The sequence below is a fragment of the Streptomyces sp. WAC 04229 genome (assembly GCF_003947455.1).
In the GTDB taxonomy this organism is placed as follows: domain Bacteria; phylum Actinomycetota; class Actinomycetes; order Streptomycetales; family Streptomycetaceae; genus Streptomyces.
The window spans coordinates 1-24,247 of record NZ_QHJH01000066.1 but is presented as its reverse complement, the minus strand read 5'-3'; the positions used below and the strand labels follow the sequence as shown (position 1 = coordinate 24,247).

24 protein-coding genes and 1 pseudogene are annotated in these 24,247 nt (G+C 72.0%); 16 read left to right on the top strand and 9 right to left on the bottom strand.

Annotated features, from left to right (window positions below):
• The first annotated feature begins 157 nt into the window (after positions 1 to 157).
• The 4 genes from DMH12_RS19315 (at position 158) to DMH12_RS19300 (ending at position 4,352) form a co-directional block, all read left to right on the top strand.
• Positions 158 to 1,564, top strand: coding sequence for a family 2B encapsulin nanocompartment shell protein (locus DMH12_RS19315; RefSeq protein WP_125492794.1), 1,407 nt, complete (start codon positions 158 to 160; stop codon positions 1,562 to 1,564).
• Between the two features lie 87 nt (positions 1,565 to 1,651).
• Entirely contained in the window at positions 1,652 to 2,902 is a 1,251-nt protein-coding gene (locus DMH12_RS19310) for a family 2 encapsulin nanocompartment cargo protein polyprenyl transferase (RefSeq protein WP_125492793.1), read from the top strand.
• 168 nt (positions 2,903 to 3,070) lie between these two features.
• Entirely contained in the window at positions 3,071 to 3,691 is a 621-nt protein-coding gene (locus DMH12_RS19305; RefSeq protein WP_125492792.1) for a GNAT family N-acetyltransferase, read from the top strand.
• Between the two features lie 76 nt (positions 3,692 to 3,767).
• Positions 3,768 to 4,352 (top strand): dihydrofolate reductase family protein, encoded by a 585-nt coding sequence (locus DMH12_RS19300; RefSeq protein WP_125492791.1) that lies wholly within the window; start codon positions 3,768 to 3,770, stop codon positions 4,350 to 4,352.
• A gap of 25 nt (positions 4,353 to 4,377) precedes the next feature.
• Here the strand turns inward: DMH12_RS19300 and DMH12_RS19295 are convergent, their stop codons facing one another.
• Positions 4,378 to 4,929, bottom strand: a complete 552-nt coding sequence (locus DMH12_RS19295) for an Lrp/AsnC family transcriptional regulator (protein WP_312023945.1) — start codon at positions 4,927 to 4,929, stop codon at positions 4,378 to 4,380.
• A gap of 779 nt (positions 4,930 to 5,708) precedes the next feature.
• Positions 5,709 to 7,130, bottom strand: a complete 1,422-nt coding sequence (locus tag DMH12_RS19285; RefSeq protein WP_125492790.1) for an FAD/NAD(P)-binding protein — start codon at positions 7,128 to 7,130, stop codon at positions 5,709 to 5,711.
• Between the two features lie 191 nt (positions 7,131 to 7,321).
• On the opposite strand from DMH12_RS19285, the gene DMH12_RS19280 reads away from it, so the two are divergent.
• On the top strand, positions 7,322 to 8,428 hold the full coding sequence (locus DMH12_RS19280; RefSeq protein WP_125492789.1) for a helix-turn-helix transcriptional regulator: 1,107 nt from the start codon (positions 7,322 to 7,324) through the stop codon (positions 8,426 to 8,428).
• 150 nt (positions 8,429 to 8,578) lie between these two features.
• Here DMH12_RS19280 and sodN read toward each other — a convergent pair whose 3' ends face one another.
• Positions 8,579 to 8,974: a superoxide dismutase, Ni gene (sodN, locus tag DMH12_RS19275; protein WP_125492788.1), complete on the bottom strand. Its 396-nt coding sequence runs from the start codon at positions 8,972 to 8,974 to the stop codon at positions 8,579 to 8,581.
• A gap of 145 nt (positions 8,975 to 9,119) precedes the next feature.
• Here sodN and sodX point away from each other — a divergent pair, with 145 nt between their 5' ends.
• Positions 9,120 to 9,557 (top strand): nickel-type superoxide dismutase maturation protease, encoded by a 438-nt coding sequence (gene sodX, locus DMH12_RS19270; RefSeq protein ID WP_185832413.1) that lies wholly within the window; start codon positions 9,120 to 9,122, stop codon positions 9,555 to 9,557.
• Here sodX and DMH12_RS19265 read toward each other — a convergent pair.
• Positions 9,440 to 10,090: an ABATE domain-containing protein gene (locus tag DMH12_RS19265; protein ID WP_125492786.1), complete on the bottom strand. Its 651-nt coding sequence runs from the start codon at positions 10,088 to 10,090 to the stop codon at positions 9,440 to 9,442. The genes sodX and DMH12_RS19265 overlap by 118 nt on opposite strands.
• Before the next feature lie 99 nt (positions 10,091 to 10,189).
• Here DMH12_RS19265 and DMH12_RS19260 point away from each other — a divergent pair, with 99 nt between their 5' ends.
• On the top strand, positions 10,190 to 10,978 hold the full coding sequence (locus tag DMH12_RS19260; protein ID WP_125492785.1) for a trans-aconitate 2-methyltransferase: 789 nt from the start codon (positions 10,190 to 10,192) through the stop codon (positions 10,976 to 10,978).
• 66 nt (positions 10,979 to 11,044) lie between these two features.
• Here the strand turns inward: DMH12_RS19260 and DMH12_RS19255 are convergent, their stop codons facing one another.
• From DMH12_RS19255 to DMH12_RS19245, 3 genes are read right to left on the bottom strand one after another with little or no spacing between them, the layout of a single operon-like run.
• The gene (locus DMH12_RS19255) at positions 11,045 to 11,806 is read right to left on the bottom strand and encodes an amino acid ABC transporter ATP-binding protein (RefSeq protein WP_125492784.1); all 762 of its coding nucleotides are present in this window, start codon (positions 11,804 to 11,806) and stop codon (positions 11,045 to 11,047) included.
• Positions 11,803 to 12,753, bottom strand: coding sequence for an amino acid ABC transporter permease (locus tag DMH12_RS19250; protein WP_125492783.1), 951 nt, complete (start codon positions 12,751 to 12,753; stop codon positions 11,803 to 11,805). Before DMH12_RS19250 ends, DMH12_RS19255 begins: the two co-directional genes overlap by 4 nt.
• Before the next feature lie 30 nt (positions 12,754 to 12,783).
• Positions 12,784 to 13,743 (bottom strand): ABC transporter substrate-binding protein, encoded by a 960-nt coding sequence (locus DMH12_RS19245; protein WP_125492782.1) that lies wholly within the window; start codon positions 13,741 to 13,743, stop codon positions 12,784 to 12,786.
• Between the two features lie 641 nt (positions 13,744 to 14,384).
• On the opposite strand from DMH12_RS19245, the gene DMH12_RS19235 reads away from it, so the two are divergent.
• The 4 genes from DMH12_RS19235 to DMH12_RS40290 all read left to right on the top strand — a co-directional run bounded on the left by DMH12_RS19235 (position 14,385) and on the right by DMH12_RS40290 (position 17,588).
• Positions 14,385 to 15,614: an NADP-dependent malic enzyme gene (locus tag DMH12_RS19235; protein ID WP_125492781.1), complete on the top strand. Its 1,230-nt coding sequence runs from the start codon at positions 14,385 to 14,387 to the stop codon at positions 15,612 to 15,614.
• Between the two features lie 170 nt (positions 15,615 to 15,784).
• Positions 15,785 to 16,750 carry a zinc-binding dehydrogenase gene (locus tag DMH12_RS19230; RefSeq protein WP_125492780.1) on the top strand — a complete coding sequence of 322 codons (966 nt, stop codon included), beginning with the start codon at positions 15,785 to 15,787 and terminating at the stop codon, positions 16,748 to 16,750.
• A 56-nt stretch (positions 16,751 to 16,806) separates the two neighbouring features.
• Entirely contained in the window at positions 16,807 to 17,016 is a 210-nt protein-coding gene (locus DMH12_RS19225; protein ID WP_122616179.1) for an HTH domain-containing protein, read from the top strand.
• Complete coding sequence (locus DMH12_RS40290; protein ID WP_125492779.1) at positions 17,016 to 17,588, top strand: Clp protease N-terminal domain-containing protein; 573 nt, start codon at positions 17,016 to 17,018, stop codon at positions 17,586 to 17,588. The genes DMH12_RS19225 and DMH12_RS40290 overlap by 1 nt, the downstream gene beginning before the upstream one ends.
• Before the next feature lie 57 nt (positions 17,589 to 17,645).
• On the opposite strand, the gene DMH12_RS19215 is transcribed toward DMH12_RS40290, so the two are convergent.
• On the bottom strand, positions 17,646 to 18,701 hold the full coding sequence (locus DMH12_RS19215) for a PadR family transcriptional regulator (protein ID WP_125492778.1): 1,056 nt from the start codon (positions 18,699 to 18,701) through the stop codon (positions 17,646 to 17,648).
• A gap of 1 nt (position 18,702) precedes the next feature.
• Positions 18,703 to 19,653: a DUF4097 family beta strand repeat-containing protein gene (locus DMH12_RS19210; RefSeq protein ID WP_185832414.1), complete on the bottom strand. Its 951-nt coding sequence runs from the start codon at positions 19,651 to 19,653 to the stop codon at positions 18,703 to 18,705.
• 296 nt (positions 19,654 to 19,949) lie between these two features.
• Here DMH12_RS19210 and DMH12_RS19205 point away from each other — a divergent pair, with 296 nt between their 5' ends.
• The 5 genes and pseudogenes from DMH12_RS19205 to DMH12_RS19185 all read left to right on the top strand — a co-directional run.
• Complete coding sequence (locus DMH12_RS19205; protein WP_030190019.1) at positions 19,950 to 20,135, top strand: DUF6104 family protein; 186 nt, start codon at positions 19,950 to 19,952, stop codon at positions 20,133 to 20,135.
• A 112-nt stretch (positions 20,136 to 20,247) separates the two neighbouring features.
• Entirely contained in the window at positions 20,248 to 20,655 is a 408-nt protein-coding gene (locus tag DMH12_RS19200; RefSeq protein WP_221763134.1) for a CU044_2847 family protein, read from the top strand.
• Complete coding sequence (locus DMH12_RS19195) at positions 20,652 to 22,757, top strand: trypsin-like peptidase domain-containing protein (protein WP_125492776.1); 2,106 nt, start codon at positions 20,652 to 20,654, stop codon at positions 22,755 to 22,757. Before DMH12_RS19200 ends, DMH12_RS19195 begins: the two co-directional genes overlap by 4 nt.
• A 151-nt stretch (positions 22,758 to 22,908) precedes the next feature.
• Positions 22,909 to 23,982 (top strand): MoxR family ATPase, encoded by a 1,074-nt coding sequence (locus DMH12_RS19190; RefSeq protein WP_125492801.1) that lies wholly within the window; start codon positions 22,909 to 22,911, stop codon positions 23,980 to 23,982.
• A gap of 7 nt (positions 23,983 to 23,989) precedes the next feature.
• Positions 23,990 to 24,247: pseudogene (locus DMH12_RS19185) on the top strand (hypothetical protein); the annotation flags it as partial.

Below are 24,247 nucleotides of genomic sequence, written 5' to 3'. Positions count from 1 at the left end.
CCGAGACGGCGAAACAAGCTCCCATATCTGCCCCGGCTGCCAGTGATCCATTCCCGCTCTTTCGTGTAATAGCACCGGCACACTCCGTGAGGAAGGCTGGTGCACGCACATCGATGCCGGGCGCAGCCGTCCGGTACGACCGGGAGGGCAATTCCTTATGTCGGTAGGCGAAGAGGTCCGCAGCGAGCAGACCAAGCCGCAGCAGAGCCTCGGCACGGCGGCCGCGCGGAACCTGGCCACCACGACCAAGTCCGTTCCTCAGATGCAGGAGATCAGCTCACGCTGGCTGCTGCGCTCGCTCCCCTGGGTGGACATCCAGGGCGGCACGTACCGGGTGAACCGACGTCTGACCTTCGCCGTCGGCGACGGCCGTGTGACGTTCGTGAAGACCGGTGATCGCGTCGAGGTCGTCCCCGCGGAGCTGGGCGAGCTGCCGGCGCTGCGGTCGTACGAGGACGACGAGGTCCTGTCGGAGCTCGCGCAGCGCTGCGAGCAGCGGGAGTTCGGCCCCGGCGAGGTCATCGCCTCGTTCGGCGGCCGGGTCGACGAGGTGTACCTGCTCGCGCACGGCAAGGTGGAGAAGATCGGCACCGGTCCCTACGGTGACGACGCGGTGCTCGGCGTCCTCGCCGACGGCTCCTACTTCGGAGACCAGGCGTTGCTCGACGGGGACGCCATCTGGGAGTACACGGCCCGCACGGTCACCGCCTGCACCGTGCTCGTGCTGCCCCGCCAGGAGGTGGACCAGGTCGCGGAGCGCGCGGAGTCCCTGAGCGCGCACCTGGAGGAGCAGCGCTCGCTCCCGGAGCAGAACACCAACAAGCACGGCGAGAAGGCGATCGACCTCTCCGCCGGTCACAGCGGCGAGCCGGACATCCCGCACACCTTCGTCGACTACGAGGCCCGGCCCCGTGAGTACGAACTGAGCGTCGCCCAGACCGTGCTGCGCATCCACTCGCGCGTGGCCGACCTGTACAACCAGCCGATGAACCAGACCGAGCAGCAGATCCGGCTGACGGTCGAGGCGCTGAAGGAGCGTCAGGAGCACGAGCTGGTCAACAACCGCGACTTCGGCCTGCTGCACAACTGCGAGTACGACCAGCGGATCCAGCCGCACGACGGCGTGCCGGGACCGGACGACCTCGACGAGCTGCTGAGCCGCCGCAGGGGCACCAAGCTGCTGCTCGCCCACCCCCGTGCGATCGCCGCGATCGGCCGGGAGCTCAACCGGCGCGGACTGGTTCCCGAGACGATCGACGTCGCCGGCAACCGCATCCCGACCTGGCGCGGGGTGCCGATCTACCCGTGCAACAAGATCCCGGTCACCGAGGCCCGTACGACCTCGATCATCGCGATGCGCACCGGCGAGCAGGAGCAGGGCGTCATCGGGCTCCGGGCCACCGGAATCCCCGACGAGATCGAGCCGAGTGTGTCGGTGCGCTTCATGGGCATCAATGAGCAGGCCATCATCAAGTACCTGGTCACGGCCTACCACTCGGCTGCGGTCCTGGTGCCGGACGCGCTGGGTGTCCTGGAGAACGTCGAGATCGGCCGCTGGCAGTGACGCCAGTCCGCCCGACGCCGTGTCCCCGCCCTCCCGGGCGGGTACACCCCCGGGGTACGGGAGCGGGCCCATGGGGGAGGTGAGTCCATGACGGAGACCGGGTGCGGGGCCACCGCGACCCGCGGTCCCACCGGAGCGCCGGAGCGGCACGGGGTCATCGGCACACAGCGCGCGGACGAGCCGGGGACTCCGGCCGACGGACCCGGGCCGCAGGTGTCCGAGGGGCAGGAGGCGGCGGCGCTCCTGAGCGAGTCCCGGGCGTCGGTCGACCCCGAACTCCGTTCCGCCATCGCCGCACTGCCCCCCATGATGCGTCGCGTCGCGCTCTATCACTTCGGCTGGCAGCACGCGGACGGCACGGCGGCGGAGGGCAACGCGGGCAAGGCGATCCGTCCCGCACTCGTCCTCACCGCGGCCGCCGCGCTCGGCGGGCCCACGGCCCGTGCGGCGGCGGTGCGGGCCGCCGCCGCGGTGGAGTTGATCCACAACTTCACACTGCTGCACGACGACGTGATGGACCGGGACGCCACCCGGCGCCACCGGCCCACCGCCTGGACCGTGTTCGGCGACGCCGACGCGATCCTCACGGGGGACGCCGTTCAGGCGCTCGGCCTGCGGCTGCTCGCGGCGGACCCGCATCCGGCGTCCGCGGCGGCGGCCATCAGGCTGGCCGACTGCGTCATGGAACTGTGCGAGGGCCAGCACACGGACACGGCGATGGAGCGGCGCGCGCCCTACGAGGTCACCCTCGAGGAGACGCTCGCCATGGCCGAGGCCAAGACGGGCGCCCTGCTGGGGTGCGCCTGCGCGCTCGGCGGACTGTACGCCGGTGCCGCCGACGACGACATCGAGGCGCTGGACGCCTTCGGCCGGCAGGCCGGGCTGGCCTTCCAGCTCATCGACGACGTCATCGGCATATGGGGGGACCCGCGCCACACCGGCAAGCCGGCCGGGGCGGACCTGGCCGTCCGCAAGAAGTCGCTGCCGGTGGTCGCCGCCCTCACCTCCGGCACCCCTGCCGCCGCCGAACTCGCCGCGCTGTACTCGGCACCGTACGACGACGACAAGGAGGACCTGGAGCGCACCGCCCTGGCCGTGGAGCGGGCCGGAGGCCGGGACTGGGCGCAGGCTCAGGCGGCCGACCGGATGGCACGTGCGATGCAGGAACTGGCCCGTGCCGTGCCGGACCCGGAGTCGGCGGGCGGACTGCTCGCGCTGGCCGAGTTCGTGACCCGGCGCACCCCCTGCCGCCCCCCTGCCCGCCGCCCGCCGCACCACCCGGCCCGCCAGGGCCGGCCGCAAGACCCCGGAGCCCGTGCAGGGCCGTACGGCACCTGACCCGACGTACGGCCGCACCGCCGACGGCTCCGGTTCGGCGGGTCCCGCACTTCCCCACGGTGTGCGGGGCCCGCCCCCTCCCCTGTCCCGGCCGGCGGGTGAGGCCCCCCGGATAGGCTCAACCTCCTTGCAGGCGAACGAGGTTGAGTCGAAGGGGTGGGGCGGGTTATGGGCGTGGTGATCCGGACGGCGGGGGAGGGCGACCGGGAGCGGGTCGTCCGGCTCCTGGACGAGGCCTTCCAGGACGACCCGGTCAGCAGCTGGGTCTTTCCCGGCGCGGAGTACCGCCGGCTGACCCATCACCGGCTCATGGCGGCCTTCACCGACGCCGTGCTGGCCGACGGGCGCATCGATCTCACCGAGGACGGCGCGGCCTGCGCGCTGTGGCTGCCCGTACCCGCGCACGAACCGGCCGGGGACGGCCGGGCCGCCGAGGGGCCCGTGGAGGACATCCCCGTCCTGGTGCGCGAGGCCGTCGACCCGGCCAACGAACGCGTCGAACTGATAGCCCGGCTCTCCGAGGGCATCCACCCCACCGGCCGGGCCCACGAGTACCTGTGGATGATCGGCGTGGCCCCCGGACGGCGGGGCGAGGGTCTGGGTACCGCGCTGATGGCGTCGGTCCTCGACCGCTGCGACAGCGAGGGGACGCCCGCCTACCTGGAGGCGAGCAGTGCCCGCGGCCGGGTGCTGTACGAGCGCCTGGGCTTCGAGTTCACCGGGCAGGCCCTCCAACTGCCCGACGGCCCCCTGATGTGGCCGATGTGGCGCGAGCCGCAGAACGAATAATCAGAAGACCAGACAACTACATCTGGAGTACTGTGAGCGTAGTGGTCAAAGGATGGCCAAAGACAAGGAGACCGGTTTGCGCAAGCTCACGTACTTCATCGCCTGTTCGATCGACGGCTTCATCGGTGGCCCGGACGGCGACGCGTCGTTCATGTACCCGTTCGTGGACGAGGAGTTCTTCGCCTTCCTGAAGGCGGAGTACCCGGAGACGGTGTCGAGTTTCGGCCGGCAGCAGCGCGGTATCGACGACCTGCCGAACAAGCGGTTCGACACGGTGGTCCAGGGCCGGGGCAGCTACGACCTGGCGCTGAAGGAGGGCATCACCAGCCCCTACGGACACATGCGCGAGATCGTCGCCTCGCGCACGCTCACGGAGTCGCCCGACCCCAACGTCGAGATCGTCTCGACGGACCTGGTCGGCAGGGTCCGCGAACTGAAGGCGGAGGAGAGCGACTTCGACATCTATCTGTGCGGCGGGGCGGCCGTCGCAGGGGAGCTGGCCGACGAGGTCGACGAGCTGGTCATCAAGACGTACCCGGTGGTGCTGGGCACCGGCATGCCGATGTTCGCCTCGGGCTTCGAGGTCTCCGAGTTCGTGACGGGCTCGGTGCGCACCTTCGGCAACGGAGTCGTGGTGCGGACCTACGACCGGAAGCGCTGAGCCGTCCCGCCCGCCGGCCAGGTCGTCACACCCCGCGCCGCGCGGCCGGCCCCCCTTCGCCCGCCGGCCGGAACGGGGCCAGGAGCGACTCCTCGGCCGTCGCGGCTGCGGAGTCCTCCCAGAGCGCGACCGGCACGGCCCGGACGTGGCGGCCGTACGGGTCGAGGATGTGGCCGCCCAGCTTGAGCGGCCACAGGGCGATCGCACGGTCGGCGATGACGAGTTCGGGAAAGCGCGCCACCAGCCGTGCCCCGTACGCCTGGATGTCCTCGACCGAACGCAGCCAGACGGTGGCCATGACGTTGTGCGGCCCGGACAGCGAGGCGCACAGGCGCGTCTCGCGCGTGCCGATGCGCTGTGCGGCGATCTTCGGGACGTCGCCCGGCGGGGCCGCGCACCACAAGGTCACCGACACGGGCCAGCCGGAGAGGGAGCGGGCCACCTCGCAGCGGAAGACCAGGGCCCGTTCGGCCTGCATCCGCGCGAGGCGGCGACGGACCGTCGTGGGGCTGAGCCCGGTGCGCTCCGCGAGCCCGGCGGCGGGCATCCGGCAGTCCTCGCTGAGCGCGGTGAACAGCGGATCTCCCTCGGCGCGGTGGCCGTGGGAACCTGCCTCGTGGCCCTCGCGCCGTCGTTCGAGACGCTGTTGCTGGGCCGGGTCCTGCAGGGGTGGATGGCCGCCCTGCTGCCCCTGGAGATCGCGCTGGTCCGCGACCGGCTTCCGGTGGAGCTGGCCCGCCGTGCCATCGCCCGGCTGGTGGGTGCTCTCGCCGTCGGGTCGCTCCCCGGCGGGCCGGCCATGGACGCGGCGGACGAGGCGCTGGACGACATCCGGCTCACCCTGCTGCTGCCCGCCAGGCTCACCGTGGCGTGTGTGCCGGTCTCCTTCCTGCGTATCCCGGAGAGCCGGCGCCTCGCGTCGGGGCGCGTCGACCCGCCGGGCCTCACCCTGCTCGGTGCATCGATGATCTGCCTGCTGCTCGGCGTCGCCGCGGCCGAGGAGGAGGGATGGCTCACCGCGCCGGTCCTCGTCGTTCCGGTCGCCGCGGGGGCGGTGCTGCTGGCCGTCTTCGCCGCCGTCGAACTACGCTCCGCGGACCCGCTGCTGGACCTGCGGGCGAGGAAGGGACGGGCCAGCGCGCCGTTCTACCTGGCCTCGTTCCTGTTCGGGGTCTTCTTCTTCGGCAGTCAGGCGCCCAACTCCACGTTCTGCGCGGCCGCTGGTCGCCGGAGCGTGCGCCCTGGCGGCGGCGGGCGCGGTCGCGCTGGCCCACCGCGAGGAAGGGACACCGGCCACGGGACCGTGAGATTGACGACCGTTGGGCCCGCGCGGCGTGGGCCCGACGGTCGCCCTGCTCAGCCTGCCGTGACGATCGTGTGCGCCGCCCGTGCGGCTTGGGCCGCTGTGCCCGCGATGCTGGACGTGATGAACGAACCGCCCCCGGCGAGGTCTCCCACGACGTGCAGGCGCGGGTCGGCCGGAACCAGTCCACCGTCCGGGTGCAGCTCGGCGGCGCCGTCGGCCACCAAGGCGCTGACCAGCGGACCGGCTGCCCGCGGGATCGCCCGCGGCGGGGGGTTCACGGCGTTGACGACGGCGTCGAAGCCGCGTTCTCCGTCATCGCCGTGTACCCGGAACACGCCGTCCGCCGCCTCGATCTTGCGGACGCCCGCGACGAGGCTGAGTTGCCCGGCGTCCAACAGCCGCGTCAGGGTGGCGGCGTTCACCGGCACCATCGGCGATGCCACGCTCGTCGCCAGCCGGAAGTGACGGCGCAGCCGCACGCGGTCGGGCTCGGGCAGCAGCCGCCAGGCGTAGGGGCCCACACTGTGCGCCGTCTCCTGGAGGACCCGGCGGCCGACCCTGGGGTCGTCGACAGCGGCCAGCTGCGACCGCAGGCGCCGGGCCGGATCGTCGGTCCCGGTCGCCAGCAGGTCGGCCTCGAGCTCTTCGAAGGCCTCTCCCGCCTCGGCCAGTTCGGCGCGCAGCAGTCCGACGAGGTCGTCCAGGGTGACGGAACCCCGTTCCTGGTGCAGTGCCGCCACCCGCTCGGCGGTCATGTGCCGCGGCCGGTGGCCGGCCGGGCGCTGCCAGACGTGGGGCAGCACACCGCTGCGGGACAGCAGCGTGATCGGCCCGGTGTGGCCGCGTGCCGCGAGGGACACGACGACGTCGACCGCGGTGAGGCCGCTGCCGATGACCAGGACGTCGCTGCCGGGCGGGACCCGTTCGAGCGTGCGGGCCAGCGGATACGGATCGTCCACGTACCCCGGGGCGCCGTCGAGACCGTAGTGGTCCCGCGGTGTCCCCCCGCCCACGCACAGGGCCACGTGGTCGGCCTCGTGCGCGCGGCCGTCCTCGGTACGGAGCGACCAGCGGGGTCCGGACCGGGTGGCGCCGGTGACGCGGCAGGTGACGACGCGCACCCGCCGGCCGTCCCCGCACAAGGCCGCCAACGCCGTCTCCGCGGTGTGCGCGAGATATTCGCCGTAGAGCGCGCGCGGGACCAGCGGCCGGCCCAGCCGTTCGTCGAGGTGGACGGCGCCGCGCGGGCCCAGCCATGCGGCGTAGTGCCCGAAGTCCCAGTGGCGGATCGACATGAGGGCCGGTGGTGCGTTGACCAGCACCGCGTCCAGGTCCGGCCCGTACGGGCGGCCTCGCCAGAGATGTGGGGACGGCTCGAACACCGTGATGGTCCCAGGGCTGTGGGCGGTGGCCGCCAGCGTGTCCAGCAGGCCGACCGCGGCGGCACCCGCTCCGACGATGGCGATGTCCATGTTCTTCCCCTTCAGGTCGCCGGCCGCGGTCGAGAGGGAGCCGCGGCCCCGTCGAGCCTCGCGGCCGCCCGTGCCGAGGCCCATCCCCCGCGAGCGGTGACGGACCCAGGGAACGACCCCCTCGAACGGGGGGTTGGCGCAGTACCGGCACGGCGGGCAGGCTTGTCCGCACCAGACCACGGGGGGTCTCCATGTCCGCTGCGCGCCGCCACGACGAGGTGCTGTCCGCTCTGACCAAGGTGCTGGCGGGTGCGGATCGGGCCGGCGACGCTCACGACCTCTTCAGCCGGACATCCGCCGAGCTGCGACAGCTGATGCCGTTCGACTCGGCGGTGTGGGCGGCCACCGACCCGGAGACGGGTCTCATCACCGCACCGATGCTGGTGGAGAACCTCGGCTCCGCCGAACGCTGCGCCGAATACTGGGAAAGCGAACTCCTGGAGGAGAACGTTCTCCCGTTTCGCGACCTCGCCCGCGCCGCCGTGCCGGTGGCCGGTCTGCGCGCGGCCACCCGCGACCTGCCCGCCCGCAGCGCTCGCTTTCGGCGGCTGCTCGGGAGCCAGGGCGTGGACGACGAACTACGGGCCGTACTGCGGGTCGGTGACCGGCCGTGGGCCGTGACGAGCCTGTTCCGTCTGGGCGGTGGCGCCCCGTTCGGCCAGGACGAGACCACACTGCTCGCCGGCCTGTCCGCACCACTGGCCTCGCGGCTGCGCCGATTCGCCCGCCCGTCGGCGTCCGACGCCCAAGCCGGCGCACCCGCGCCCGGACTGATGCTCTTCGATCCCTGTGGTGAACCGACCTCGATCAACGACGAGGCACGGCAGCACCTCTCGCGGCTCCCTGAAGGCCCCTCCATCCCCACGACGTTGGGTCTGAGGCTGCCGATCTGGCTGGTCGCCACCGCTCTGCAGGCGCGCGCGATCGCCCGGGGCCAGGAGCGGGCAGGCGGCGCGAGGACGCGCATCCGCACCGTTGACGGCCGCTGGCTGACGTGCCGCGCTTCCTGCCTCAGCGGCCCGGCCGGCCAACCCGGCCCCGTGGCACTCGTCATCGAACCGGCGGCCGCCGCCGACCGGGCCGTCCTGACGGCCGAGGCGTACGGCCTGACACCGCGCGAGCTGCAGGTCACCCAGCTCGTCGCGCGCGGGCTGCCCACCGCCGAGATCGCCGCGACGCTGTTCATCTCCCCGCACACCGTGCGCGACCACATCAAGGCCGTCTTCGGCAAGGCGGAGGTCTCCAGTCGGGGCGAACTCGTCGCACGGCTGTTCGCCGAGCACTACCGGCCGGAGTGAGGACCCCGCGTCCTCAGGGCGCTGCCCCGCCGCACCAAAAGGACCGCACCCGGTGCGTGCGGGACGCCGTGCTCGGCGGCCTGCGGACCGGGTGCGGACAGGTGGGCGATGCGACCCGCGAAGCCGCAGGTCGGAAAGCCCGGCCAAAGATCAAGCCTTCTTGGTCTCCCAGAAGATCTCGTCAATCCGGGCGATGTAGTCCAGGGCCTTCTGGCCGGTCGCCGGGTCGGTCGAGCCCTTGGCGGCCGAGAGGGCCTTCAGGGTGTCGTTGACCAGCTGGTGCAGCTCCGGGTACTTCTCGAAGTGCGGGGGCTTGAAGTAGTCGCTCCACAGCACGGACACGTGGTGCTTAGCGAGCTCGGCGCGCTGCTCCTTGATGACCGTGGCGCGGGCCTGGAAGTGCGGGTCGTCGTTACCGGCCATCTTCTCCTGGACGGCCTTCACCGAGTCCGCCTCGATGCGGGCCTGGGCCGGGTCGTACACGCCGCAGGGCAGGTCGCAGTGGGCGCTGACCGTGACCTTGGGGGCAAACAGGCGGGAAAGCATGGAGCGTTCCTTCCTCGTGATCGTCTTCTCAGGGGGGACATTACTCCCTGGGTGGCCCGATTTCGCGAGTGCCCCCGTGGGCTTAGGACAAAAGTCCGGGGGTCAGACTGAGACTGGTGGAGGAAAGACCGGGAGGTGCCGGGTGATGCCGGAGCGGCCGTCGCAGGAGACCGAGCGCGCGAGAGGCGCGCTGCCCTTCGGGCCGGCCGAGGTGACCGGGCCGTCGATGGTGCCCACGTTGCACCACGGTGACGTGCTGCTCGTGCACTGGGGGGCGCGGGTCCGGCCGGGTGACGTGGTCGTGCTGCGGCACCCCTTCCAGCAGGACCTGCTGGTGGTCAAGCGGGCCGTCGAGCGGCGCGGGGCCGGCTGGTGGGTGCTCGGGGACAACGCCTTCGCCGGCGGCGACAGCACCGACTACGGGGTCGTCCCCGAGGACCTGGTGCTCGGCAGGGCGCGCCTGCGCTACCGGCCGCCGCGGGCGGGTCGGCGCTCCCCGTTCGCCGTGGCCCGCTGGGCGCTGTCCGCGCTCAGGCCGGTCCCGGCCTCCCGGTCCGCCTCCAGGCGCTTGCGGGCGCGGTAGGCCGCCACGTTGGCGCGGGTGGCGCAGCGGTCGGAGCAGTAGCGCCGGGAGCGGTTGGTGGAGGTGTCCAGGTAGGCGTTGCGGCAGGGGGACGCCTCGCACAGGCCCAGACGGTCCACCCCGTACTCGGTGAGGTGGAAGGCGAGGCCCATCGCCGCGATCGCGGCGAAACCGGCGGTGGCGTTGGACGGGTGGTCCGCCAGGTGCATGTGCCACAGCGGGCGGCCGTCGTCGTCGCGGTGGTCGTGGCCGGAGATCTGCGGGCTCACCGGGAACTCCAGGAGCAGGGAGTTGAGCAGGTCGACGGCGAGGGTCTCGTCGCCGGCGTCGGCCGCCTCGAACACCGCCCGCAGCCGGGCCCGGACCGAGCGGAAGCGGGTCACGTCCGAGTCGGCCGCCCGCCGGGCCGCCGACTGGTTGGCGCCGAACAGTTCGCGGACGGCCTCGACCGAGGTCAGGGAGTCCTGTCCTCGGGACGGTTCCTCGGTGTTGACGAGACGTACGGCGTAATCCGAGTAATAGGCCAGTTCCACTTGTAGTCCTTACGAAGGGGCTCTATGGTCGTGCCTGCGGTCAGGTAACAGCTGATCGTGCTTCCAGGGTATTACGACACGCATGCGCGGAGGGGCCCGATGACGGACGCCGACACCACGAACACCACCGACGCCACCACGGCCGGCGCCGACTGGCGGGCCTGGCAGGAGAGCTGGGACCGGCAGCAGGAGTGGTACATGCCCGACCGGGAGGACCGCTTCCGGATCATGCTCGACATGGTCGAGGCGCTCGTCGGCACCGCGCCGCGCGTGCTGGACCTCGCCTGCGGCACCGGCACCATCACCGCCCGGCTGCTCGCCCGCTTCCCCGGGGCCACCAGCACCGGCGTGGACCTCGACCCCGCGCTGCTCGCGATCGCCGAGGGCACCTTCGCCGGCGACGACCGGGTCTCCTTCGTCACCGCCGACCTGAAGGACCCCGACTGGCCGGCGAAGCTGCCGCACGACTCGTACGACGCCGTCCTGACCGCCACGGCCCTGCACTGGTTCCACGCCGAACCCCTCGCGGATCTCTACGGCCGGGTCGCGGGCCTGGTCCGCGACGGTGGTGTCTTCATGAACGCGGACCACATGATCGACGACACGACGCCCCGGATCAACGCCGCCGAGCGGGCGCAGCGGCACGCGCAGATGGACGCGGCCAAGAGCGGGGGCGCGCTCGACTGGGCCGAGTGGTGGCAGCTCGCCGCCAAGGACCCGGTCCTCGCCGAACCGACCGCCCGCCGCTTCGAGATCTACGGCGAGCACGCCGACGGCGAGATGCCCTCGGCGGCCTGGCACGCGCGCGTCCTGCGCGAGAAGGGCTTCGGCGAGGCGCGGCCGGTGTGGTGCTCCCCGTCGGACACGCTGCTGCTCGCCGTGAAGTAGGACGTGGAACAGCGGAGGGGCGGTACGGATCTTCCGTACCGCCCCTCCGCGCGCGACCGCCTGTTCTCAGAGGACCTTGGACAGGAACGCCTTCGTCCGCTCGTGCTGCGGATCGGTGAGGACGTCGCGCGGGTTGCCCGACTCGACGACCACGCCGTCGTCCATGAAGACCAGGCTGTCGCCCACCTCGCGGGCGAAGCCCATCTCGTGGGTGACGACGACCATCGTCATGCCGGACTCGGCCAGGTCGCGCATGACGTCGAGGACGTCACCGACCAGCTCCGGGTCCAGGGCCGAGGTCGGCTCGTCGAACAGCATCAGCTTCGGGTCCATCGCGAGCGCCCGCGCGATCGCGACCCGCTGCTGCTGGCCTCCGGAGAGCTGCGAGGGGTAGTTGCGGGCCCGGTCGGCCAGGCCCACCCGCTCCAGCAGGGCGCCCGCGCGCTCCCGAGCCTGCGCCTTGCTGACGCCCTTGACCTGGACCGGCGCCTCCATGACGTTCTCCAGAGCCGTCATGTGCGGGAACAGGTTGAAGCGCTGGAAGACCATGCCGATGTCCCGGCGCTTGACCGCGACCTCGCTGTCCTTCAGCTCGTAGAGCTTGTCGCCCTTCTGGCGGTAGCCGACCAGCTCGCCGTCGACGTAGAGCCGTCCGGCGTTGATCTTCTCCAGGTGGTTGATGCACCGCAGGAAGGTGGACTTGCCGGAGCCGGAGGGGCCGATCAGGCAGAACACCTCACCCGACTTCACCTCCAGGTCGATGCCCTTGAGGACCTCGATGGCGCCGAAGGACTTGTGGACGCCCTCGGCCTTGACCATGGCGGTCATGCGGCACCTCCCGTCGTGCTGGAGCGGGTCGACAGGGAGAACAGGTTCGCCCGGATCTTCTGCAGCGGCGTCGGCGGCAGGCTGCGGCTGGAACCGCGGGCGTAGTGCCGCTCCAGGTAGTACTGGCCGACGCTGAAGACCGACGTCAGGAGCAGATACCAGGCCGCCGCCAGGAACAGCATCTCGGCGGGCGCGCCCGAGGTCTGGCCGATGTCCTGGGCGGCGCGGAGCAGCTCGGGATACTGGACGACCGAGACCAGCGAGGTCGTCTTCAGCATGTTGATGACCTCGTTGCCCGTCGGCGGCACGATCACGCGCATCGCCTGCGGGATGACGATGCGGCGCAGCGTCTTGGTGTGGCTCATGCCGAGGGCGTGCGACGCCTCCGTCTGGCCCTCGTCGACCGCCAGCAGACCGGCGCGGCAGATCTCCGCCATGTACGCGGCCTCGTTGAGGCCGAGCCCGAGCAGCGCCGTCAGGAACGGCGTCATGAAGTCGGACCACTCGTCGCGGTAGAACGGGCCGAGGTTGATGTACTCGAAGACCAGGCCCAGGTTGAACCAGACGATCAGCTGCACCAGGACCGGCGTGCCGCGGAAGAACCAGATGTAGAACCACGCGATGGACGAGGTCACCGGGTTCTTCGACAGCCGCATCACCGCGAGCATGACGCCGCCGACGATGCCGATGAGCATGGCCAGGACGGTGATCAGGAGCGTCTTGCCCATACCGGACAGGATGCGGTCGTCGAAGAAGTAGTCCGGGATCGTGCCCCAGTTGATCTTGCCCTGGGAGAACGCGTACACGACCGCGGCCAGCAGCGCGATCGCGACGACCGCGGTGAGGTAGCGGCCGTAGTGCCGGACCGGGATGGCCTTGATGGCCTCCGGGCCGGCCGGCGGGGTGTCCGCCGGGCCGGAGCCCGTCTTGTCGATGTCAACAGTCACGGATGTTGCCTTTCAGTGCCCGCCGCGCGGTCACTTGCCGCCGTTGATGGTGGCCTCCGTGACGGCGCCTTCCGCCACGCCCCACTTGTCCATGATCTTCTTGTACTCGCCGTTGGCGATCACCGCGTCCAGCGCCGCCTTCAGGGCGTCGCGCAGCTGCGTGCTCTCCTTGGCGACCGCGATGCCGTACGGCGCGGCCTCGACCTGCTCGCCGACCAGCTCGAAGTCCTTGCCGCCACCGGAGGTCTTCACCGCGTACGCCGCCACCGGGAAGTCGGAGGAGCCGGCGTCGGCGCCGCCCGCGCGCAGGCGGGTCTGGGCCTGCTGGTCGTTGTCGAAGGCCTCCATGGAGATCTTCTTGCCGGCCGGGCACTTCTCGTTCTCGGCCTTGGCCAGGTCCTCGGAGACCGTGCCGCGCTGGAGCACGAGCTTCTTGCCGCACAGGTCGGACCAGGTCTTGATGCCCTGGTCGTCGCCCTTCTTGGTGTAGATGGAGACACCGGCGGTGAAGTAGTCGACGAAGTCGACGCCCTGACCGACCTTCTTGCCGGTGTCCGAGTCGATGCCCTCCTGGCGGTCCTTGGTGTCGGTCATCGCGGACATGGCGATGTCGTACCGCTTGGAACGCAGACCCGTGATCAGGGTGTCGAAGGTGCCGTTCTCGAACTCGAACTTCACGCCGAGCTGCTTGCCCAGGGCGTCCGCGAGGTCGGGGTCGATACCGACCGTCTTGCCGGAGTCGTCCTTGAACTCGACGGGCGCGTAGGCGATGTCGGAGCCGACCTTGACGGTGCCCTTGTCGCGGATCGACTGCGGCAGCTTGTCGGCCAGCGGAGCACCGCTCGAGGACTGGCTGTCGCTGCCGGAGTCGCTGTTCTCGGTCTGGTCGCCGCATCCGGTGAGCAGCAGCGCGCCTGCGACCGCGATCGCACCGACCGCTGCTAGCCGGGAGTGCGCGGCGGTCGTACGACGGGTGGAGCTTGCGGTCATGGTGGTTCCTCCGGCGGATGGATGGAGTTGCCGATGGGGACGGTGGTGTTCCGGTGGAGCGGAACGCCTGCCGGGGGCCGGCGGGCGCCGTGGGTCGACGTGAGCACACACCTTCGAGTGCCGCGACCTCGTGTGATTACGGCATCTTGCCATTCGGACTCGGCCATTCAGGGGGGCCGTCATGTCAAAATCGGATAACGGGTCACCCCCCGAACCGCATCAGGTCGGTACATCACGACCGAACCTTTACGGGAATCTGGCCCTCCGGCCGGAAGATCTGCGGAATTTCTCGTTATCCGGGCATGGATCGTCAGTGTGTACGGCCGTTGCAAGCCGCTTCTCCCGGTCTGTCAAGGGGTGCCGCGAGGTTGTCCTGATCCCCGGCTATGAGCCATGTCACCGACATGCGGCGTTCGGGGTCCGACATGTGAGCTTGCTCTTATCCGACTCGTCGCCGGAGGCGTCCGTCGGGTAAGAAGGTTCTTTACACCCCTCATCAGGGGCTCAGGGCGCGTGTGCGGCGCGCCCGTCGCGCGGGGTCCTCGTGGCCCGTACAGCCATCCCTCCCGCGCGGTGCCCGCCCATTCCTCACCAGGAGTGGACAAACCCTCAAACCATGAACTCTTAAGGGGTAAGACAAAGTGGCAGCGGAGATCGTCAATCCTCGCAGCGACAACGGAGCCGGTGCGGAGCAGGGGGCGGGCGCTGAGCCGCTCGACTCCTTCGACCCCGCGTTCGCGCTGCACCGCGGCGGCAAGATGGCCGTGCAGGCCACCGTGCCGGTCCGTGACAAGGAAGACCTGTCCCTGGCGTACACGCCCGGCGTCGCGAAAGTGTGCAGCGCGATCGCCGAGCAGCCCGACCTCGTCCACGACTACACCTGGAAGTCCTCGGTCGTCGCGGTCGTGACGGACGGCACGGCGGTGCTGGGACTCGGGGACATCGGGCCCGAGGCGTCCCTCCCGGTGATGGAGGGGAAGGCGATCCTCTTCAAGCAGTTCGGCGGGGTGGACGCGGTCCCGATCGCCCTGAACTGCACGGACGCCGACGACATCGTCGAGACCGTGGTCCGCCTCGCGCCCTCGTTCGGCGGCGTCAATCTGGAGGACATCTCGGCGCCGCGCTGCTTCGAGATCGAGCGAAAGCTCCAGGAGCGGCTGGACATCCCGGTCTTCCACGACGACCAGCACGGCACTGCGGTCGTGACGCTGGCGGCGCTGCGCAACGCGGCGCGGCTGAGCGGGCGGACGCTGGGCGAGCTGCGCGCGGTGATCTCGGGCGCGGGCGCGGCCGGTGTCGCCATCGCCAAGATGCTGGTGGAGGCCGGTATCGGGGACGTCGCGCTGGCCGACCGCAAGGGCATCATCTCGGCGGGCCGTGCGGACCTCACGCCGGTCAAGCAGGAGGTGGCCTCGTTCACCAACAAGGCGGGGCTGTCCGGCTCGCTGGAGGACGCGCTCGCGGGCGCCGACGTCTTCATCGGCGTCTCCGGCGGCACGGTGGCCGAGGAGGCGGTGGCCTCGATGGCGAAGGGTGCCTTCGTCTTCGCGATGGCCAACCCGAACCCCGAGGTGCACCCGGAGGTCGCCCACAAGTACGCGGCGGTCGTCGCCACGGGGCGCTCGGACTTCCCGAACCAGATCAACAACGTGCTGGCGTTCCCGGGCATCTTCGCGGGCGCGCTCCAGGTGCGGGCGTCGCGGATCACCGAGGGCATGAAGCTCGCGGCGGCCGAGGCGCTGGCCTCCGTGGTGGGCGACGACCTCGCCGCGGACTACGTCATCCCGTCCCCGTTCGACGAGCGGGTCGCCCCGGCCGTCACGGCGGCGGTGGCGGCCGCGGCCCGTGCGGAGGGTGTGGCGCGCCGGTGACGGTGTGACACGCGTGTGCGCTGAGCGGCCTCGTCCTCCTCGGGAGGGCGGGGCCGCTCGCTTGTGCGGGAGGCTGCTGCCTGACTCGGCGGCGGCGCTGGTGGCAAGAGGGTGTGTGTCACAGGGCGTCGTGGTTCCGGTCGGGGGGTGAGGAACCTATCGTCGGGGCCATGTTCGCTGCCTACGCCGCCCGAATCGACCGCGACGAGCCGCTGACCGGCCTGGAGTTGGGGGAGCGTCCGGCTCCCGAGGCCCGGCCCGGCTGGAGTGTCGTCGATGTCAGGGCCGCCTCCCTCAACCATCACGACCTCTGGTCCCTGCGCGGCGTCGGCCTCCCGGAGGACCGGCTGCCGATGATCCTGGGCTGCGACGCCGCCGGTGTCGACGCGGACGGCAACGAGGTCGTCCTGCACTCGGTGATCGGCCAGACCGGCCACGGGGTCGGCCCCCGGGAGCCGCGCTCCATCCTCACCGAGCGCTACCAGGGGACGTTCGCCGAGCAGGTCGCCGTGCCCACCTGGAACATCCTGCCCAAGCCGAAGGAGCTGTCCTTCGCGGAGGCCGCCTGTCTGCCCACCGCCTGGCTGACGGCGTACCGGATGCTGTTCACCAACGCCGGGGTGCGTCCCGGCGACTCCGTGCTGGTGCAGGGCGCCGGCGGTGGCGTGGCCACGGCCGCGATCGTGCTCGGCAGGGCCGCGGGGCTGCGGGTCTTCGCCACCAGCCGGGACGAGGCGAAGCGGAAGCGGGCCCTGGAGCTGGGCGCGGTGGAGGCCGTGGAGCCGGGTGCGCGGCTGCCGCAGCGGGTGGACGCCGTCATCGAGACCGTGGGCGCCGCCACCTGGTCGCACTCGGTGAAGTCGCTGCGGCCGGGCGGGACGCTGGTCATCTCCGGCGCCACCAGCGGCGACCGGCCCTCCCACGCGGAGCTGACCCGGATCTTCTTCCTGGAGCTGCGGGTCGTCGGCTCCACGATGGGCACCAAGGACGAACTGGAGGACCTGCTCTCCTTCTGCGCCGCCACCGGTGTACGTCCCGTCATCGACGAGGTGCTTCCGCTGGACCGGGCCCGTGAGGGGTTCGAGCGGATGGCCTCCGGGGAGCTGTTCGGCAAGATCGTGCTCAGCGGCTCCTGACCCCGCGACGTCAACCTGGATTGACATCGCGGAGGTGTCAATCTAAGTTGACATGCATGAGCGAAGCAACGGATCTCGCCACGCGTGCGGGTGACCGCGACCCCAGGGTCGGGCTGCGGGCCGTCGCCGCACTGCGGAGGCTGCTGGAGCAGCTGGAGTCGGTGCAGGTGCGCAGCGCGCGCCACCAGGGCTGGTCGTGGCAGGAGATCGCCACGGAGCTCGGAGTCAGCAGGCAGGCCGTGCACAAGAAGTACGGGAGGCATTGATGTTCGAGCGATTCACGAAGGACGCCCGAGCGGTCGTGCAGGGGGCCGTCGAGCACGCCGAGGCCGCGGATGCGCGGACCGTCGACACCGGACACCTGCTGCTCGCCCTGCTGGACCGGGAGGGCAGCCGGGCCTCCTTCGCGCTGACGGCACTCGGGGCCGGCGGTGAGCGCCGGGACTCGGTGCGGCGGGCGCTGGCTCAGGCGCGGCGCCGGGCCGGTCTGACGCAGGCCGAGACCGATGCCCTCGCCGGACTGGGCATCGACGTCTCTGAGGTCGTCGCCCGGGTGGAGGAGGTGCACGGTGTCGGGGTCATGTCCGGCGAGCGGAAGGGCGGACGCCGCTGGTCCGGGCACCGCGGCTTCGACCGGGGCGCCAAGGAGGTGCTGGAGAAGGCGCTGCGGGTCGCCGTCGCCCGGCACGACCGGCGCATCGGGGACGAGCATCTCCTCCTCGCGCTGACGATCCGCCCCGGTGTGCCCGCGGAGGTGCTCGCCGACCACGGGGTGACCCACGCGTCGCTGACCAGGGTGCTGGGCGACGACTCCGGTGAGGGCGCGGGCGCCGCCTGAGCCCGGCGTCCCGCGTCCGACGCCCCCGGCCGGGTGCCGGGGGCCGTGTCCCGGAGGTCAGGCCTTCGGCGTCCGCAGAATCGCCCCGATGTGCGCCGCCGCCGCCGACAACTGACGACGGGCGTCACGGAGCTGGTCGGGCGTGACGCCTCGGTCCCGGGCGGCGTCGCGGATGTCGTCCCGGAAGCGGTCGAGCAGCCGGTCCAGGTCACGGGCCGGGTCCCCGGTGGAGTCCGCGGTGTCCTCGTGGGCCCAGGCCGGGGCGTATCCGGCGGGGAAGTCCTCGGCGGTGGCGGAGTACTCGGGCCGGGGGGTGGTGGAGCCCGCGTCGGTGCGGCCGAAGCCCCAGTCCTTGCCGAACTCCTTCCCGAAGTCCTTGCCGAAGTCGCCGACCTCCTTCGCCAGTTCGCTCAGCCCCTCGCGCAGTCCCGTGGGCCAGTCGCCCCGCGAGAAGTGGTCCTGCACCTGCTCCTGGACCCGCTGGGCGATGCGCTGCACCTCCTCCTGTGCCTGGGTCCGCGCCCGCTCCTGGGCCTCCTTGGCCTGACGCCGGGCCCGCTGGGCCTCGTCGCGGGCGCGCCTGCTCTCGTCCTTGGCGCGGCGGGCCTGCTCCTTCCACTCCTGCTTGACCCGGCGCATCTCCTCCTTGGCGGCCCGCCAGGCCTCCTTGTCGTCGACGCCCCCGGTCGCGCCCGACTCGTCCTGCGTCCTCGATCCGGCGCCCTGGCGCGCCGCGCTGGCCGCGGCCCGCATCTCCCGGCGCAGGTCTCCCGCCGCGCCGCGCACGTCGGCCCGGATCTCGGCGGCCAGCTCGGCGACCGACTCCCGGATCTCCAGCTCCAGATCGGCCAGCTCGCCGCTGCGCTCGGCCAGCTCGGCACGGCCGGCGTCCGTGATGGCGTACACCTTGCGTCCGCCCTCGGTGGTGTGGGTGACCAGTCCCTCGGCCTCCAGCTTGGCCAGGCGCGGGTACACCGTGCCCGCCGACGGGGCGTAGAGGCCCTGGAAGCGCTCTTCGAGGAGCCGGATCACCTCGTAGCCGTGGCGCGGGGCCTCGTCCAGGAGCTTGAGGAGGTAGAGGCGCAGTCGGCCGTGGGCGAAGACGGGGGGCATGTCAGAGCACCTTCTTGTCGGTCGTGCCGTCCGACGGGGCGGCGGTGTCGCCGTGGTCCCGGACGGCAGCGGAATTGTCCCCCGAGTCACCCGGCGCGTCGTGCGCCGGGCCGGTGTCCCGCGGCTCCCGCTCCCACGGAGTGTCCGCCGGGCCCGGCCGCCGCAGCAGGGCGATCGAGCCGGAGATCGTGGTGGCCTTCAGCCGTCCGTTGCCCGCGCCGAGGCGCCCGGTGATCCGCTTGGCGCCCCACTGGCCGCCCACCCGGAGGTCCTCGAAGGCGCTGGAGACCGCGCCGCTGGCGGTGTTGGCCTCCACCCGGGCGTCGGCGGGCTGGGGCAGCCGGATGGCGATCTCGCCCGAGACGCTGGTCAGGCTGATGTCGGTGGGTCCGCCGGCCGGGTCCAGGTCGACGATCATCGATCCGCTCACGGAGTCCGCCCGCACGGAGGAACCCGCCTCCACCACCGTCAGGTCACCGGAGACGGAGTTGAAGCGCAGGTCTCCGGTGAGGGCCTGGGCCTCCACGCTCCCCGAGACGGTGTCCGCGCGGACCGGGCCCGCGAGGCTCACCAGGGTGGTGTCGCCGGAGACGCCCCTCACCTCGGCGTGCCCGTCGAGCCCGGAGACGACGGCCGCGGCGCTGACCGCGCCCACCTCCACGCGGGTGCCGGTCGGCACCGCCAGGGAGACCACCGCGCTGCGGCGCCAGCCCTTGCGGTCGAGCCACTTGAGGAAGCCCTTCCAGGGCAGGTCCTCGTAGGCCACGGTGAGCGCGCCGTCCTCATGGGTGACGATCAGGGGCGGTCCCTCGATCTCGGAGACCTCCAGACGGGCGGAACCCTCGTCCGTGCCCACGACGTTCACCGTTCCGTTGACGATGCGTACGTGCAGGCGGCTCACGGACTCGTCGAAGGTGAGTTTTCCGGGCTCCGCGACGGACCACTCGGACATGGTGCAGACCTCCTCGACCGAACGCGCCATATCGCGTCCTCCGCCATTCACGATATATCGCGGGCACGGAAAGTCAAGACATCCGTTCTGCTGATCGGTGATCGGCCGGAACGGTTCGGTCTGCCCCGGCTTGTCACCGCCTCAGCCGTGGAGTCGGTTGCCGTGAACGCGCCCGCCCGACGCCCGGCGGACCGCCGGGCTCCGCCCCCGGCCTGGGGCGCACGGCGCCCGCGCGGTGCCGTTTGCATAGGCTTGGGGGCGGATTCGGAACACGGACGCACGCAGGAGAACGCCACATGTACTTCACCGACCGCGGCATCGAGGAACTGGAGAAGCGGCGCGGCGAGGAGGAGGTCACCTTCGAGTGGCTCGCCGAACAGCTGCGTACGTTCGTCGACCTCAACCCGGACTTCGAGGTGCCCGTCGAGCGCCTGGCCACCTGGCTCGCCCGGCTGGACGACGAGGACGAGGACGAGGAGTAGGGCCACTCGGCGTGAAGCTCCCGGCACGGCCAGGGGTTTAGCCTGCTCCCCCCGTTGGGGTAAGAGACCTCCACAGCAGCGGGGGAGCCGGAAGCGAACGGACGGGGGCGCCGTGGCCGGGGGGATCGAACAGGTACGGCTCGACGACGGGACCGTCGTCTGGGCCAGGGTGAGTGCGCCCGACGACGGGACGTCCGGGGACGGCTTCGAGGACACCGGAGTACGGGACCGCGTCATCGACATGGCGGGGGGCCTCGCCGGCACGGTCGGTGGTGTCGTGCGCTCCCTGCGCGCCGGACTGGACACCCAGGAATCCGTCGAGGTCTCCGTCGGCTTCGGCATCGAGCTGTCGGCGCAGGCCGGCAGCGTCGTGGCCGCGATCGCGGGAGGCGGCGGCAACGCGTCGCTGAACGTGTCGTTGACCTGGACCGAACCCGCCCGCCGGGACGGCGCGCCGCGACCCGGACCGGAAGGCGGTGCCGTTCCCCCGCCCGGACCTCCGGCGTCCGGGGCCGTATGAGCGCCCTCGAAGAGCTGGTGCGCCCCTCGCTCGCGCGCATCGTCGCACCGGGTGACGGGTATGCACCGGAGCGTGGCGAATACTGGGGATCGGGATTCTTCATAGCGCCGGGCTGGCTGTTGACCTGTGCCCACGTCGTGGGGAAGGGGGGAGCGGAGGTGTGGCGTAGTCGCAGCCCCGTCGGGGTCACCTGGCAGGGCGGCACCACCACGGGCGAGGTGGTGCTCGCCAAACCGCGGCCCGAGCCCGCGCACGCGGGCCGCGGGCGCTGGGGGTTCCCGGACATCGCGCTCGTCCGGGTGCACGGCGCGGACGACGCCCCTTGCGTCTGGCTGAGCGATCGCGCGCCGACCATCCCCGCCCCGGTCTCGCTGCACGGCTGGTCGCGGCAGACCGGCGCCCTCGGCCTCCGGCACGGCGTCGGTGAGGCCAGCGGCCGGGACGGCAAGGCCCTGCTGCTCACCGGCGCCCTCCCGGTCGAGGGCCTGTCCGGCGGGCCCGTCGTCGACCTGCGCCACGGCTCCGTCATCGGCATGAACAAGGGCGTCCGGCAGTCCGAGGGGGCCGCCGTCCCCGTCACCGCGCTGCGCGAACTGCACGACGTGCCCGGGGGCGACATCCTGCACACCGTCATGCGCGAGCACGACCTGCACCACCTCGCCCGCTTCAACCGGCCCGGAGCGGACACCGACTGGACGCGTGTCCAGACCGGGTTGCGCGACCCCGGCACCCCCGGTATCCTCAACCCCGCCCAGCGCCTCCACCTCTACGGCCACCTCGCCCAGCTGCCGCCGCCCAGCGGTCCGGGGGAGATCGTGGACCTCGTGCAGGAGGCCAAGTCCCGCGTGGTGCAGTCGGACTTCCGGTCCCCCTTCCCCGAGGACCCGCGCACCTGGCGGGAGGGCGCGGCCCTGCTGCACGGGCTGCGCGACCTCGGCGACAAAACAGGCAGGCCCGAACTCGACCTGGACGCCGTACTGCTGTACGCGGCCAAGGTGGCCCGGCACACCGTGCTGGAACGCCCGGGCGGCACCGACCCGGAGCGGCTGCGGGACTTCACCCGGTGGATCGGGGAGCAGGCGGTCCTGTACGCCCAGCCGGTGATCCGCGAGGACATCGACCGGCTGCTCGGCGACGTGCGCGAACCGGCCGCCGCCCGGTCCGCCGGTCCCGTCCTCGCGCGCGAGACGCCGGCCCGCACCGGGGCCGACGTGCTCGTCGACATCGGGGAGCCGGTCTACGGGGAGCGCTACCCGCTGAGCGTGCGACTCCTGTACGACGGCCGGGACGTCACCCCCCTCTACAGCAACGACCTCGGTGTACGGCGCCACGAACTCCAGGAGTACCTGAGGGAGCCGTTGGCCGAAGCGCTGCGGCTGGGCGACCGCGGTGAACACCTGGCGGTGGTCGAGGCGTTCCTGCCTCGCGCACTGCTCGACGAGCCGATAGACGAGTGGCGGCTCGTCCCCGAGAGGGACGTCGCATCCGGTGAGCCGGGCGAGTACGAGGAGACCGATCTCTTCGACGAGCAGTCCATGCCGCTCGGACTGCGCCGTACCGTTCTGCTCCGCGACCGCCGCCGCAACGCCAAGGCACCGATCCCCGAATGGCGCCGGCGCTGGACGGCCACCGCGCGGGGGCCGCTCTCCGGCATCCCGCTGCGCGGCGAGTCGACGGACACCGGGCACGAGTCCGGCGGGCGCCGGGAGAGCAGGCTCGGCACGTTCCGCCGGCTGTCGGGCAGCGCCGACGGCTGCGTGCCGGTCTTCTGCGGGCCCGTCGGAAGCGGCGCCGGGCGGGAGGCCATGGACGTCGCCCTCGCCGCCGGACACCCCCTGGTGCTGTGGCGCAGAGACGGCCACGACCACGACGGGTGCCGGGCGTTCCACCGGAACGCCGCCCGCCTGCTGTCCCTCGCGGGCCACGCCGAGGGCCTGCACGCGCACGTCCGCGACCAGCGCATCGGTGCCTCGGACCCCGACATCGCCCTGAGCGAGGAACTCACGGGCAGGATCGCCGTCCTCTTCGACCCCCCGGACCGTCCACCGTACGGGGCGGAGACGATGCGGCCGCCTCCGCTCGCCGGACCCCGGACCGCCTGATGCCGCATCACGAGACGCCGCTTCCCCGGTGTCCGGGTATCGGGAAAGCAGGAGCGTCCGGGAGTCTCGGCGGGCCCGGGGGCCGGACGGTAACGTCGTACTCGAACGGCCCGGACCGCTGCAGGATCACCAGAGCCGGAAGGAGCCCATGGTGAACGACTGGCGGATCTACCGCGGAGTGGGTCAGCCGCACGACGGTGTACGGCGGTTACCGGAGCCGCCTCCCTGGCGCGACTTCACGCGCGGACGGGACGGCGCGCAGGCCGGGTCGGAGGACCCGGGCGGCGCCCGTCGGCTCGGCGTCCGCCGCCGCCGTGCGGAGAACTACGCGCCCCGCCCCGCCGAGGTCGACGCCGTCAACGCGGCCCTCTACCTGCGTCGCCCGCTCCTCGTCACCGGCAACCCCGGCACCGGGAAGTCCACCCTCGCCTACGCCGTCGCCCACGAGCTGAAGCTGGGCCGGGTGCTGCGCTGGCCGATCGTCAGCCGGACGACCCTGCAGGACGGTCTGTACCGCTACGACGCGATCGGACGGCTCCAGGACGTCCAGTTGGAGCGCGCACGCGGCGCCGGCGGCAACGGAAACGGCAGCGACGACGGAAACGGCGGCGGCAACGGAAGCGACGGGGACGACGGAGCGGACAGGGACCGGGGCATCGGCGCGTACATCCGGCTCGGACCGCTCGGGACCGCGCTGCTGCCCTCCGAACTGCCCCGGGTCCTGCTCATCGACGAACTCGACAAGAGCGACCTCGACCTGCCCAACGACCTCCTGAACACGCTGGAGGAGGGCGAGTTCGCCATCCCGGAACTGGAACGCGTCGCCGACCGGCAGCCCGTGGTCGAGGTGCTCGCGCACGACAGCGGCCGGATCGCGGTGCACGGCGGGCGCATCGCCTGCACCAGCTTCCCCCTCATCGTCCTGACCTCCAACGGCGAGCGGGACTTCCCGGCGCCGCTGCTCAGGCGCTGCGTCCAGCTCGAGCTGGAGCCACCGGGGGAGGAACAGCTCACCGCGATGGTGGAAGCACACCTCGGCGAGGAGGGGGTCGCCGCGGGACAGGACCTGATCGGCAGGTTCCTCGACCGGGAACCGGGCGAGGTGATGGCCGCGGACCAACTCCTCAACGCGCTCTTCCTCACCCAGCACACGCCCCACGCGGAACGGCTCACCCGCGAGCGCATCGCGGACCTGCTCATGCAGCGGCTCGACCGGTCGAGGTGAGGGCCCGATGCAGGGGGCGCCGCTGGAGGAGCTGATCGGCCGACTGCGACGCGCCGGCCTCGACGTCACCGCCGAGGATGTCGCGGACGCCGTCTGGCTCGCCAGCCGGCTCGGCTCGGCACCGCCCCGCGCCGCCGCCGGCCGCCCCGGCCCCGCCACGGACCCCGGGTCCGGCTCCGGTTCCGGCTCCGAACCAGCCGGTGAACCGGAGAGCGGATCGACGACCCCACCGGCGTCGCCCGATCCCCACCTCGCCACCGCGGAC